Source organism: Pseudomonas parakoreensis (assembly GCF_021602155.1).
Taxonomy (GTDB): domain Bacteria; phylum Pseudomonadota; class Gammaproteobacteria; order Pseudomonadales; family Pseudomonadaceae; genus Aquipseudomonas; species Aquipseudomonas parakoreensis.
The window spans coordinates 38,524-50,792 of sequence record NZ_BQHY01000008.1 but is presented as its reverse complement, the minus strand read 5'-3'; the positions used below and the strand labels follow the sequence as shown (position 1 = coordinate 50,792).

Below are 12,269 nucleotides of genomic sequence, written 5' to 3'. Positions count from 1 at the left end.
CAGATAACTCTTCAGTCCTCAATCATTGAGCAGATTTAATGACTCCCTTGCCCGCACCTCTACGCTGGCTCGCCTCCCTGGAATGGCGCCGTGGCTTCTTTGACTGGGCGCGCAGTGATGGCGTGACCTGGGTCTACATCTTCAAGGTATTGCTCGCCGCGTTCCTGACGCTGTGGCTGGCGATGCGCCTGGAGTTGCCGCAACCGCGTACGGCGATGATCACCGTGTTCATCGTCATGCAGCCGCAGAGCGGGCAGGTGTTCGCCAAGAGTTTCTATCGCTTTCTCGGCACGCTGGCCGGGTCGGCGATGATGGTCACGCTGATCGCGCTGTTCGCGCAGAACACCGAATTGTTCCTGGGCTCGCTGGCGATCTGGGTTGGCATCTGTTCGGCGGGGGCGGCGCGCTGCCGTAACTTTCGCGCCTACGGTTTTGTCCTGGCGGGCTACACCGCGGCGATGGTCGGGCTGCCGGCGCTGGCGCATCCGGACGGTGCGTTCATGGCCGCTGTGTGGCGGGTGCTGGAAATCTCGTTGGGGATTCTCTGCTCGACCGTGATCAGCGCCGCGATCCTGCCGCAAACCGCCAGCGCAGCCATGCGCAACGCGCTGTATCAGCGCTTCGGTGTGTTCGCGCTATTCGTCACCGATGGCCTGCGCGGGCGCAGCAAGGCCGAGTCGTTCGAAGCGAGCAACGTGCGCTTCATCGCCGAAGCCGTAGGCCTGGAAGGGCTGCGCAGCGTGACCGTGTTCGAAGACCCGCACATGCGTCGGCGCAACGGTCGCCTCAGTCGTTTGAACAGCGAGTTCATGGGCATCACCACACGCTTCAACGCCCTGCATCAGTTGCTCGAGCGCCTGCGCGGCAATGGCGAAGAACATGTGGTGGCCGCGATCAAACCGGGCCTGCAGGACCTGGCCGAAGTGCTCGACGGCTTCAGTGGCCGTGCCTTGACCAGCCCGGACGCGGCACGTCTGGCGACGGCGTTGGCGACTTACAAGGAAGGCCTGCCGACACGCGTGCGAACCTTGCGCGGCATTTTCCAGGAAACCGCTCCGAGTGAAGCCGAGCAACTGGACTTCCACACCGCCTACGAATTGCTCTATCGCTTTGTCGATGACTTGCACAGTTATGCACAGACCCACGCCTCGCTGGCCGATCACCGCCACGAGCGTGAGCGCTGGGACGAGCCGTTCACCCCGCAAACCAACTGGTGGGCCGCAGCGGCTTCGGGGATCCGCGCGTCGTTCATCCTGATTGTGCTGGGCAGCTATTGGGTGGCCACCGCGTGGCCGAGTGGCGCGACCATGACCTTGATTGCCGCCGCCACCGTGGGTTTGTCCGCCGCCACACCGAACCCGAAACGCATGGCGTTCCAGATGGCCTGCGGGACGTTCCTCGGGGCGCTGATCGGCTTCGTCGAGATGTTTTTCATCTTCCCGTGGATCGACGGTTTTCCGCTGTTGTGCGTGATGCTCGCGCCGGTGATCGTGCTCGGTTCGTTCCTCACGTCGCGGCCGCAATATGCCGGGGTCGGCCTGGGGTTGCTGATCTTCTTCAGCACAGGTTCCGTGCCGGACAACCTGACCGTCTACAACCCTTACACCTTCATCAACGACTACATCGCCATGGTCATGGGCATGCTGGTGTGCGCGGCGGCGGGGGCAATCATTCTGCCGCCGAACAGCCGCTGGTTGTGGAAGCGGCTGGAGCAGGACCTGCGCGGTCAGGTGGTCTACGCCATCAGCGGCAAACTCAAGGGGCTGGCGTCGAGTTTCGAGAGTCGCACCCGCGATCTGTTGCATCAGGCATACGGCCTCGCTGCCGGTCAGCCGAAGGTACAAAAAAACCTGCTGCGCTGGATGTTCGTGGTGCTCGAAGTCGGCCACGCGATCATCGAGTTGCGCAAGGAACAGGCAATTCTCCCGGTGCACCCGGCGTATGCCGAATCGCAGCCGTGGCGCCAGGCCATTCGGGTGATGGGCCGGGCGCTGGTGCGGCTGTTTCTGCAACCGAACCCGAGCAATCTGGAGCGCGCACTGGTGGCGGTCGATCACGCGATCAGCCGGGTCGCCGCGACCGACGAGCCGTTCGCGCCGCACTTCGACACCTCCGCGCTGCGTCGGGTGAAGAGCTACCTGCACTTCATCCGCACCTCGTTGCTCGACCCGCAATCACCGCTCGCCGCCTATGCCGTCGCCAAACCCGAAGGACTTGCCCATGCCTCGTGAAATCGCCTTCCACGGCGTGTACATGCCGACCATGACCCTGATGTTCTTTGTCGCTGCGGCGTTGGCCTGGGCGCTCGACCGGTTCCTTTCGGGGTTCGATCTGTACCGTTTTTTCTGGCACCCGGCGCTGCTGCGCCTGAGTCTGTTTACCTGTCTGTTCGGCGCCATGGCGCTGACTGTCTACCGTTGAGAACGTTCTGATGAAAAAGTTTTTCAGCCTGCTCGCGACCCTGCTGGTGCTGGCCCTGGCACTGTGGATTGGCCGGACCCTGTGGGAGCACTACATGAACACCCCGTGGACCCGTGACGGCCGCGTTCGCGCCGACATCATCAACGTCGCCGCCGACGTCACCGGTGAAGTCATCGATGTGCCGGTGCGCGACAACCAGTTGGTGAAGAAGGGCGACCTGTTGATGCAGATCGACCCCGAGCACTACCGCATCGCGGTCAAGCAGGCGCAGTCGCTGGTGGCTTCGCGCAAGTCGACGTGGGAGATGCGCAAAGTCAACGCACATCGCCGCGCTGACCTGGACAACCTGGTGATCTCCAAGGAAAACCGCGACGACGCCAGCAACATCGCCGACGCCGCGCTGGCCGATTACCAACACGCACAAGCGCAACTGGAAGCCGCCGAACTGAACCTCAAACGCACTGAAGTGCGCGCGGCGGTGGACGGTTACGTGACCAACCTCAACGTGCATCGCGGCGATTACGCGCGCATCGGCGAAGCGAAAATGGCCGTGGTCGACATGAACTCGTTCTGGGTCTACGGCTTCTTCGAAGAGACCAAACTGCCGCATGTGCGCGTGGGTGACAAAGCCGACATGCAACTGATGAGCGGCGAAGTGTTGAAGGGCCACGTGGAAAGCATTTCCCGCGGCATCTACGACCGCGACAACCCGGAAAGCCGCGAGCTGATCGCCGACGTGAACCCGACGTTCAATTGGGTGCGCCTGGCACAGCGGGTACCGGTGCGCATTCACATCGATGACGTGCCGGAGGGGGTGTTGCTGGCGGCGGGGATCACTTGCACGGTGGTGGTGAAGCAAGAGTCGGTGGACAACTGACAGACCGCGTCGCTGCCATCGCGGGCAAGCCACGCTCCCACAGATGTTGTGGCGTGCGCAAATTCTTTGAACGCCGTGATATCTGTGGGAGCGTGGCTTGCCCGCGATTGGGGCGACGCGGTTTCTCAGGAAATCTATTCGCTGCAAAACGTCTCCTGCAAATGCCGCCACAGCACCCGCCCGTCTTCGCTCTTTTCAAACACCACTGTCGACCGGCGATCAGTGTGCAACCCGCTCGCATCGCTCTGCTGCTCGCGATAACTCAGCGTTGCGCCATGCGCATGCAGGGCAATCCCGCGCAGCTCACTGAGCTCGATCCGGAACCCGGGCTTCTTCCCGCCTGCTGACTGAAACAGCCCGCGCAAGGCTTCGATATCCAGCGCCCGACCCAGCGGCGTGACCATGGAAAAATCCGCCGAGAACCGGCTCAGCAAACGCGCCAATTCGGCCGAATCCTGCTCCACGGCAAACCAGCGTTCGATGACCAGGTGGGCCTGGATCACTTCATCAAAATATTCGTTGTAGTCAATCATGTGGATTTTTCCTGAAGGGAAGGTGGGCTCAGTAGGGCGAGCACTGTGGAGGCGTCGAAACGCAGCGCGGCGACCATCGGCAACAGCTTCAGCAGAGCGGCGGCGAGAAAGCAGTAAGCGGAAATCATTGCCGCCCAATGCGCCCAACAGCGAACTGAGCAGCAGTGGCTGATTCAGGATGATCTGGAAGCGGGGCGATTGGTGCGGTTGCTGGCCGATTACCGTTTTGCTCAGCAGGGGGTGTATGCGCTGTACCCGGATACCCGGCATTTGCCGCTGAAGGTGCGGGCGTTCATTGATTTCATGAAGGGCTGGGGCTGAGGATCTCGGTTGACTGTGCCGGCCTCATCGCGGGCAAGCCACGCTCCCACAGGTTTTTGTGTTGCTCTGGATATTCGTGTACGGCGCAAAACTCTGTGGGAGCGTGGCTTGCCCGCGATGGGGGCACCTCGGTCTCAGAGCTTCCCACGCAACCCGAACCGCCGCATCAACGTCGACTCCAGCAACCCCTTGGGCAACACCGTCGCCAGCAACGGCAACGCGCGGCTGCCATTACCGATACGAATCAAGCGTGGCGGCTTGTCCCGCTGCACAGCCTTGAGCAACTCAGCCGCAAACTCACTGGTTGGCGTCGGCTTGTCCTGCGAGGCCTTGGCCCGTGCGCGGATTCCCTCACGCAAGGGAAACCACGGCGACTGCTCGTTGATCAGTTGCTCGGCTTCGTGTCCGGCGTTTTTGGCGAAGCTCGACTGAATCGCCCCGGGCTGGACCTCCATCACGCGAATGCCGAACGGCGCCAGTTCCATGCGCAGTGCATCGCTCAACGCATGCACTGCCGCTTTCGAGGCGCAATACGCGCCAGCGAACGGCGTCACCAGCACGCCTGAGACACTGCCGATATTCACCACCAGCCCCTTGGCCCGGCGCAGCACCGGGAACAGGGCACGAGTCACGCCGACCATCGAAAACACGTTGGTCTCGAACTGGCGCTGCATGGCCGGTACGCCGCCATCGAGCAACGGCCCCATGGCACCATAACCGGCGTTGTTGATCAGCACGTCGAGGCCGCCGTGTTGCTGGTTGAGGCGTTCGGCGAGCTGTTCCAGCGCCAGGCTGTCATTGACGTCCAGCGCGATGTCGGTGAACCCGGCAGCGGCGAGGGCCGCGACATCTTCGGTTTTACGCGCAGTGGCCCAGACTTCGTAGCCGGCGGCTTTGAATGCATCGGCGAGGGCGCGGCCAATGCCGCTGGAGCAACCGGTAATCAACGCAACGGGCATGGCGCATTCCTTGTGCAAAAAGGTGGGGAGAAGGATCAGTCGGAGAAACTGCCCTGCAAACGCTCGGCGCGAAACTCCAGGGTTTGCGGACGGTAACCGGGGCGCAGCGGTGGCATCGGCAGGCAGTCTTCCCAGTTACCGCCGGCCTGCAGTTCGCCGGGACCGCGATAGCGTGGGGCGGTGTATTGGTTGTCGGCCAGATTGACCGTGTCACCGGGCGCGTAGGCTGCGATGCGCCAGCGCAGTTCGGTCAGCGGCACGTCGTTGCCGTTGTTCATTTTCAGTTGCAGCGGGCGATCCGCCGGGCATTGTTCAGGCGCATAGACAATGCGCATCTCCAGACGCGCCAGTTGCTTGAGCTCGCGGTTGTCCAGCCACACTACCCAGACCGCGACCAGTCCCAGACCCACGGCGGCCGCGACCGACACCGGCACGGCCTTGGCCGGATAGCGTAGCAAGAGGATCAGCCAGGTAATGACCAGCAGGACGCCGATGAACATGTCGCACAACCTCGCAGGGATAGAGGGGCATCCTACCTAAGCGTAGGTGAGGTTGGCGATGGGCAGGGTAAAGTCAAAAGATCGCAGCCTGCGGCAGCTCCTACGGTTTGAACGCGTTTTCCCTGTAGGAGCTGCCGCAGGCTGCGATCTTTTGCTTCTAAAAAAAGCCCCCGCCCAACCCACTGCGGATAGGGGACGCAGCGGGCTGGACGGGGGCTTCCTATTGCCGGGAGATCACTGCGCGATGGTTTTCACCGACACGCCGCGTTCGATCGGGGTGGAGCGACCGTAGATGTCTTCGAAGCGCTCGATATCGTCTTCACCCAGGTACGAACCCGACTGCACTTCGATGATTTCCAGCGGGATCTTGCCCGGGTTGCGCAGGCGGTGCACCGAGGCGATCGGGATGTATGTCGACTGGTTCTCGCAGAGCAGGAACACGTTGTCATCGCAGGTCACTTCGGCGGTGCCGCTGACCACGATCCAGTGTTCGGCGCGGTGGTGGTGCATTTGCAGCGACAGGCACGCGCCCGGCTTGACCGAGATGTGCTTGACCTGGAAGCGGCCGCCCATGTCCACTGAGTCGTAGGAACCCCACGGACGGTAGACCTCGCAGTGGTTCTGGGTTTCGCTGCGGCCCTGCTCGTTGAGGGTGTTGACCATCTGCTTGACGCCCTGAACCTTGTCTTTGTGGGCGATCATCATCGCGTCCTTGGTTTCGACCACGACGATGTTTTCCAGGCCGATCACCGACACCAGTTTGCCGTTGCCGTGGATCATGCAGTTCTTGCTGTCCTGGATCACCACGTCGCCTTTGCTGACGTTGCCGTTGGCATCCTTCTCGTTGACTTCCCACAGCGACGACCAGCAACCGACATCGCTCCAGCCGGCGGTCAGCGGCACCACGCAGGCGCGCTGGGTTTTTTCCATCACCGAGTAGTCGATGGAGTTGTCCGGGCAGCAAGCGAAGGTGGCTTCGTCGAAGGTGATGGTGTCGGCGTCCTGCTGGCTGCGCTCAAGGGTCAGCAGGCAGGTGTCGTAGATGTCCGGATCGTGCTTTTTCAGCTCTTCGAGGAAGCGGCTGGCGCGGAACAGGAACATGCCGCTGTTCCAGTAGTAGCCGCCTGATTCAACGTACTCAGTGGCGCGTTTGACGTCAGGTTTTTCAACGAAGTGCGAAACGCGGCTGACGCCTTCTGGCAGCAGCGAGTCGCCGGTGGATTTGATGTAGCCGTAGCCGGTTTCCGGTTTGGTCGCCGGCACGCCGAACAGCACCATCTCGCCGTTTTCGGCGGCAACGGTGGCCAGGGCGAGGGCGCGTTGCAGGGCTTTCTGGTCTTCCAGCACGTGGTCGGCCGGCAGCACCAGCATCAGTTCGTCACGCCCTTCATTGACCAGCATCATCGCAGTCAGCGCTACCGCTGGTGCGGTGTTGCGGCCGAACGGCTCCATGAGGATGCGCTGGCATTCGAGGTTACGGTTGGCCAACTGTTCGTTGACGATGAAACGGTGATCCTTGTTGCAGACCACGATCGGCGTGTCCATGCCTTCGAACACCAGGCGCTCCAGCGTTTGCTGGAACAGCGTGTGTTCACCGGTCAGGGCGAGGAATTGTTTAGGGAATTGCTTACGCGAAAGCGGCCAAAGACGTGAACCGCTACCACCTGACAAGATCACCGGAATCATGTTGTTTACTCCATAAAAATCGATTGGTTAGAGGCACGAACGTTGTGTCGTTTCACTCTTGTTGTTGTCTCGTATCCGAACTCTTGCCTCGGTCCCTGTGGGAGCCTGGCTTGCCAGCGATGGCATCACCTCGGTGTATCTGCAGAACCGAGGTGTCTGCATCGCTGGCAAGCCAGCTCCCACAGGAGGCCGGGTCAGTTCATGAAATTTGTTAGCGCGTCGACACCGGGCGCTTCACCCAGACTGGCGACAGGCTGCTGCCGGAGCCGGTGACGTACAGCACCGCGGCCTCACCGCGCTCCAGCGCGACCGGTTTCACGTCGCCGACTTTCTTGTCACCTTCGTACAGCGCCAGGCTGACTTTCACCGGGTTGATTTCACGCTCGCCACGGCCCTTGGCGGCCACGTTCGGCACCACCTCGGTCTTGCCGTCGGCGGTCTTCAGGGTCAGCGGCTTGTCGCTGAGGTTCTGCACGCGCACCAGGGATTTCTGCTTGTTCTTGAACGGCGGTTCTTCGATCAGTTGCGGCGCGCCGGACGCGTTGTTGACCAGGGTGTAGTAGTGGTCACCGGCCAGTTTGACCGGCAGGGTCTGGCTGCCGACTTTGGCGCTGTAGTCACCGCCCGGCATGAAGCTGAAGTCGCTGCTGGCCAGTGGCGCTACGTCACTCAGATTGGTGCTGCCGACGGTGGCGCTGACTTCGGCGTTGCTGGCGTTGTAGACCCGCACGAAGGTCGAGCCTTTTGGTGCGGTCGGGCCGTACAGCGCGGCGTCACCACCGGCAAAGGCCTGGACCGACAGCACGCTCAGACCCGCAACCAGTGCGAAGCGTTTGGCGAGACGACGAGGAGTAGTAGTGAAAGTCATGGTGTTACCTCTCTTTCAGTTTTGCGCCCGATCGGGCGTCTCGGATTTAGTGTTGATGGCTACGTTTTGTTGGCGAGCACCGGCTTGTTTGAGCTCTGCGACCCACTGCGGGTCGGCGTCGCCGATTTCGTTGTTCACAGGCAGATATCGTTCAGGAAACTCCCAGATCAGCACCTGTGGCGGGCTGTTCTTGAAGTCATCGCTTTTCAGGTAGCTGAGCATCGGCAGGATCGGGCCGTGGCCGTCCTCGGCGTAATTGACCACGTCGCTGTGCAGCGCTTGTTTCAGCGCACCGACGAAGTTCCAGTTGGGGTTCGCGCTGTAGCTGGTGCCGATCAGTGCGACCGGTACTTCGCTGCTGGCGAACAGCGCGTCGTCACCGGCCGGTTGCTCGGCGGCCACGGTGTTGCGCTTTTGCAGCGGCTCTTGCGCCGGCATCAGGTTTTCGAACAGCGGATCCAGCGGCAGGAACAGACGCAGGTCGCCCTTGTGCGTGACCTTTTCGGCTGGCGTGGTGACGAAGCGCTGCGGCTCGCCGCTGAGCGGGAACTTGTCGGCGATGGTCTTGGCCAGGGTGTTGGCGGCGATTTCGGCGCCTTCCGGGGTCCAGTGCGTGTCGGTGCGCAGGAACACTTGCTGACCGTTTTGCTTGGCTTGTTGCAGCGGGCCGAGCAGGTCCGGGGCGAGAATCTTGTCTGCCGCGACACGGGCGTGGAAGTCCTGATAAAGGTTGGCGTGAATGCTTGCCGGTTTCACTTCACCCAGGTGTTCCGGGTACAGGCGCACCTTGGCCGGCACGATCGCCATCACCAGTTTCACGCCTTTCTCTTTCAGGGTCTGGCGCACGCCTTCAACCAGCGCGTAGTTGCCTTGCAGGTTCAGCTCTTCGTTGACGATCGGGTTGAATTCTTCGTCGCTGTACAGCCACTGATCGCGACCGAGCACCACGCCCGGACGCCCTTCGTTGAACAGTTTGAAATCCAGCGCCGCCCAGAGGTTGGTGCCCAGTCGCTTGATCGGAAACTGATCGTCGTAGTGGGTTTCCACGGCTTTGGTCCAGCGGCCGTTGAGCACCGTCGCGTCGGCATTGGTGTTGAAGCCGAAGAAGCTGCGCACCGACCACAGACCGAGCACCAGCAGGGTCAGCAGAAACAGCGCGATGTAGAAGATGCGTAATGAGCGGGTCATGTCAGATCCCTCAGAACTGGAAGTAAAGGAACGGCGAGAAGCTTTGCGCCGAGAGTTTGAGAATCGAGGCGATGAACAGCAGCAGGATCAGCCCGCGCATCACGTAGCGCGACCAGTCCGCCGTCCAGTACGCCGGTTGCACCTGGGCTTCGACGCCGACGGTGTAGCCAGGCTCATGGATGCTCGCCGGGTTTTCGCCGGGGGCTGCCTTGATCATTCCCGGGGTCGCGGTGGCAGGGCCGTTGGCCTCGACGTTGACTTCAGGTTTGCTCTTCACTGGAGGCTGGTTGGTGTACAGATCACGCAGGCCGAAGAACGCCAGCGTTGCGTACGCCACCACCAGGGTTGCCACTTGCAGACCGGTGAGGCTGGCGCGGTTGAGTTCCGACAGCGACCAGTCGCTGAAGCTGAACATCGCGCCGTACATGCGCCCGGCGACGTGCAGGTTCTCGGCACGGAAGATCACCCAGCCCATCACCACCAGCAGGAAGGTCAGCGCCCAGCGGATCGGGTTGAGGCTGCGCGGCGAGGTGTTGATGCCGAGCATTTTTTCGATCGCCAGCCACATACCGTGCCAGGCGCCCCAGACGATGTAAGTGATATTCGCGCCGTGCCACAGACCACCCAGCAGCATGGTCAGGAACAGGTTGCGATAGGTCATCAGCGTGCCTTTGCGGTTACCGCCGAGGGTGATGTACAGGTAGTCACGCAGCCAGGTCGACAGGCTGATGTGCCAGCGACGCCAGAACTCGGTGATCGACTGGCTGATGTACGGCTGCTTGAAGTTTTCCATGAAGCGGAAACCCATCATCAGACCCAGACCGATGGCCATGTCGCTGTAACCGGAGAAGTCGAAATACAGCTGCGCGGTGTACGCCAGCGCGCCCAGCCAGGCATCACCCGTAGTCGGGTTTTGCAGGGCGAAGCAGTGGTCGGCCACTACCGCGAGGGTGTCGGCGATGAACACCTTCTTGATGAAACCCTGCATGAACCGCGTGCAACCTTCGGAGAACTTGTCGAGGGTGTGGGTGCGGTTGTTGAATTGATCGGCAAGGTCGCGGAAGCGCAGAACCGGGCCGGCAATCAGGTGCGGGAAGATCGCCACGAACGCCGCGAAGTCGATCAGGTTGCGCGTGGCCGGGGTGTCGCCGCGGTACACGTCGATGATGTAGCTGATCGACTCGAAGATGTAGAACGAAATGCCGATCGGCAGCAGCACGTGGGTCAGGATGAACGGCTCCAGACCGAACGAGGTCATGATCGCGTTGATGCTGTCCACGCCGAAATTGGCGTATTTGAAGTAGCCGAGGATGCACAGGTCGACCGCGACGCCGAGCAGCAGCCAGCGCTGCGCCGGTTTGGTACGCACGCCGGCGGCACCGACTTTCAGGCCGATCCAGTAGTTCCACAGGGTGACGCCGGCGAACAGCGCCAGGAAGTCCACCCGCCACCACGCGTAGAACACGTAGCTGGCGATCAGCAGCAACAGGTTGCGATAGCGTTGCCCGCTCAGGTAGTACAAGCCGAGAAAGATCGGCAAGAACAGAAACAGGAACACGTTGGATGAAAATACCATCCCGATCTCTCCATGTTTGAACCAACAGTCAAGGGCCAAAGCCCCCCCAAACCCCCCATGAAAATTCCGGGGGATGTATTGCATCCAGATTCACCACAACCCGTGTGGGAGCTGGCTTGCCAGCGATAGCGTCAGGTCGTTCGACATCCGTGTTGAATGTCGGATTGCAATCGCTGGCAAGCCAGCTCCCACAGGGTTTTGTGTCCTGTCCTACGAACCTTTGTTGCCCTTCTCGTGCGACGGGTCGTAGACCTTGGTCAGGTCGCCGCCGAGGCGGAAGGTCTTGAACGGTTGCATGCCGTGCTTCTTCTCGATCACATCCGCCGGGCAGGTGTAGAGGGTGCAGAACGGTTCGAGCCAGGCGAATTTCATGTCCTCTTTCAGGTCGGTCATGTCCTGTTTCTTGCCGTTCTTTTCCTCGAACTGATCCGGGTCTTTCACCCCGGCCAGCACCCGATCACCCAGACGCTTGAGCGCGCTGTTGTTTTCCTGACGCAGATCCACCCCGTTGACCTGGGCGAAGCTGGCGATCATCGCCAGTGGCGGCAGGGCGTAGTTGTGATAGGCGAGGGCGCGTTGCTGGCGCTTGAGTTCGTTGGGCAGGAAGCCGTCGGCGTCGACTTGATTGACCCCGACCTTGTATTCCTTCACCGCCCAGTCGAACAGGTCGCGACGGTTGGTGGCGACGGCGGTGGCCATCACCGACCAGGCGGCCCAGTACGAGTGGTTGTTGGTTTTTTCCAGCGGCAGGTTGTCCCAGTCGCTGACCACCTGATCGGCCATCTTGCTGAACCACGCCTCGATCTGCTGCGCTTCTTGCTGATGCGTGGCCAGCGGATGCGAGTCGGAGAACTTCAGGCGGATGTACGAAGAGGCCATGCTGCCCAGCGCCCATTTGCGCATCGACTTGCCGGTGTGGTTGAAGTCTTTCGACATCAACGCATCGGCCTTGGCCCACGCGGTCAGCCAGTTCAGCGTGCAGTCGAGCTGCTCCGGACGGCCGTCGCGCATGAACTGCATCACTCGTTTGGCGGTGCCGCGCTCCAGGGTGGTGATGTCCTTGGTGGTGTCGCGGAAGGCTTTTTCCGACTGCACGTTCAGGGTCGCGCGGGCCTTGTCCGAGCCTTCGTATTTGCTGCGAAATTGCAGCGGTCCGGTGTACGGCGCCGGCATCGCGTCGCAGCCTTCGCTGTTGTCACCGCTCTTGAATTTATCCACCGGGGCGAAATAGCCCTGCGGCGGGCGCAATGGCGCGGCGGCCTGAGTGGCCCCGGCGAACATCGCCAGGGTCAGCAGGGATGGCGCAAGCAGGTGTTTGATCGTTCGATTTCGCATAGCAG

At 61.5% G+C, this 12,269-nt stretch carries 11 protein-coding genes and 1 pseudogene; 4 read left to right on the top strand and 8 right to left on the bottom strand.

Going from position 1 to position 12,269, the window contains the following annotated elements:
- Window positions 1-38: 38 nt before the first annotated feature.
- The 3 genes from L6D63_RS14015 to L6D63_RS14005 are packed head-to-tail and all read left to right on the top strand — an operon-like array spanning window position 39 to window position 3,298.
- Window positions 39-2,231 (top strand): FUSC family protein, encoded by a 2,193-nt coding sequence (locus L6D63_RS14015; RefSeq protein ID WP_131671480.1) that lies wholly within the window; start codon window positions 39-41, stop codon window positions 2,229-2,231.
- A complete protein-coding gene (locus L6D63_RS14010) occupies window positions 2,221-2,421 on the top strand; it encodes a DUF1656 domain-containing protein (RefSeq protein WP_003221811.1) in 201 nt (66 codons plus the stop codon). The genes L6D63_RS14015 and L6D63_RS14010 overlap by 11 nt, the downstream gene beginning before the upstream one ends.
- A gap of 10 nt (window positions 2,422-2,431) precedes the next feature.
- Entirely contained in the window at window positions 2,432-3,298 is an 867-nt protein-coding gene (locus L6D63_RS14005) for an efflux RND transporter periplasmic adaptor subunit (RefSeq protein ID WP_121183790.1), read from the top strand.
- A 134-nt stretch (window positions 3,299-3,432) separates the two neighbouring features.
- On the opposite strand, the gene L6D63_RS14000 is transcribed toward L6D63_RS14005, so the two are convergent.
- On the bottom strand, window positions 3,433-3,831 hold the full coding sequence (locus L6D63_RS14000) for a DUF4440 domain-containing protein (protein ID WP_131671481.1): 399 nt from the start codon (window positions 3,829-3,831) through the stop codon (window positions 3,433-3,435).
- Window positions 3,832-3,993: 162 nt separating this feature from the next.
- On the opposite strand from L6D63_RS14000, the pseudogene L6D63_RS13995 reads away from it, so the two are divergent.
- Window positions 3,994-4,152 (top strand): annotated as a pseudogene (locus L6D63_RS13995) (LysR substrate-binding domain-containing protein); the annotation flags it as partial.
- 134 nt (window positions 4,153-4,286) lie between these two features.
- Here the strand turns inward: L6D63_RS13995 and L6D63_RS13990 are convergent.
- From L6D63_RS13990 to L6D63_RS13960, 7 genes are all read right to left on the bottom strand, one after another.
- Entirely contained in the window at window positions 4,287-5,111 is an 825-nt protein-coding gene (locus tag L6D63_RS13990) for an SDR family oxidoreductase (RefSeq protein WP_131671482.1), read from the bottom strand.
- Window positions 5,112-5,146: 35 nt separating this feature from the next.
- The gene (locus L6D63_RS13985; protein WP_095667447.1) at window positions 5,147-5,611 is read right to left on the bottom strand and encodes a multidrug transporter; all 465 of its coding nucleotides are present in this window, start codon (window positions 5,609-5,611) and stop codon (window positions 5,147-5,149) included.
- Between the two features lie 234 nt (window positions 5,612-5,845).
- The gene (locus tag L6D63_RS13980) at window positions 5,846-7,297 is read right to left on the bottom strand and encodes a mannose-1-phosphate guanylyltransferase/mannose-6-phosphate isomerase (protein WP_041064843.1); all 1,452 of its coding nucleotides are present in this window, start codon (window positions 7,295-7,297) and stop codon (window positions 5,846-5,848) included.
- A 211-nt stretch (window positions 7,298-7,508) separates the two neighbouring features.
- Complete coding sequence (locus tag L6D63_RS13975; protein WP_041064839.1) at window positions 7,509-8,165, bottom strand: alginate O-acetyltransferase AlgF; 657 nt, start codon at window positions 8,163-8,165, stop codon at window positions 7,509-7,511.
- 15 nt (window positions 8,166-8,180) lie between these two features.
- Window positions 8,181-9,353 (bottom strand): alginate O-acetyltransferase, encoded by a 1,173-nt coding sequence (locus L6D63_RS13970; RefSeq protein ID WP_047292663.1) that lies wholly within the window; start codon window positions 9,351-9,353, stop codon window positions 8,181-8,183.
- Window positions 9,354-9,363: 10 nt separating this feature from the next.
- The gene (locus tag L6D63_RS13965) at window positions 9,364-10,929 is read right to left on the bottom strand and encodes an MBOAT family O-acyltransferase (RefSeq protein WP_007969546.1); all 1,566 of its coding nucleotides are present in this window, start codon (window positions 10,927-10,929) and stop codon (window positions 9,364-9,366) included.
- Window positions 10,930-11,139: 210 nt separating this feature from the next.
- Complete coding sequence (locus tag L6D63_RS13960; protein WP_121183804.1) at window positions 11,140-12,264, bottom strand: mannuronate-specific alginate lyase; 1,125 nt, start codon at window positions 12,262-12,264, stop codon at window positions 11,140-11,142.
- Between the last annotated feature and the right edge of the window lie 5 nt (window positions 12,265-12,269).

Excerpts from the sequence above, each read along its gene's own strand:
- L6D63_RS13990 (WP_131671482.1), bottom strand. The coding sequence starts at position 5,111 with ATGCCCGTTGCGTTGATTACCGGTTGCTCCAGCGGCATTGGCCGCGCC.
- L6D63_RS13985 (WP_095667447.1), bottom strand. The coding sequence starts at position 5,611 with ATGTTCATCGGCGTCCTGCTGGTCATTACCTGGCTGATCCTCTTGCTA.
- L6D63_RS13960 (WP_121183804.1), bottom strand. The coding sequence starts at position 12,264 with ATGCGAAATCGAACGATCAAACACCTGCTTGCGCCATCCCTGCTGACC.
- L6D63_RS13980 (WP_041064843.1), bottom strand. The coding sequence starts at position 7,297 with ATGATTCCGGTGATCTTGTCAGGTGGTAGCGGTTCACGTCTTTGGCCG.
- L6D63_RS13975 (WP_041064839.1), bottom strand. The coding sequence starts at position 8,165 with ATGACTTTCACTACTACTCCTCGTCGTCTCGCCAAACGCTTCGCACTG.
- L6D63_RS14010 (WP_003221811.1), top strand. The coding sequence starts at position 2,221 with ATGCCTCGTGAAATCGCCTTCCACGGCGTGTACATGCCGACCATGACC.
- L6D63_RS14000 (WP_131671481.1), bottom strand. The coding sequence starts at position 3,831 with ATGATTGACTACAACGAATATTTTGATGAAGTGATCCAGGCCCACCTG.
- L6D63_RS13965 (WP_007969546.1), bottom strand. The coding sequence starts at position 10,929 with ATGGTATTTTCATCCAACGTGTTCCTGTTTCTGTTCTTGCCGATCTTT.
- L6D63_RS14005 (WP_121183790.1), top strand. The coding sequence starts at position 2,432 with ATGAAAAAGTTTTTCAGCCTGCTCGCGACCCTGCTGGTGCTGGCCCTG.
- L6D63_RS14015 (WP_131671480.1), top strand. The coding sequence starts at position 39 with ATGACTCCCTTGCCCGCACCTCTACGCTGGCTCGCCTCCCTGGAATGG.
- L6D63_RS13970 (WP_047292663.1), bottom strand. The coding sequence starts at position 9,353 with ATGACCCGCTCATTACGCATCTTCTACATCGCGCTGTTTCTGCTGACC.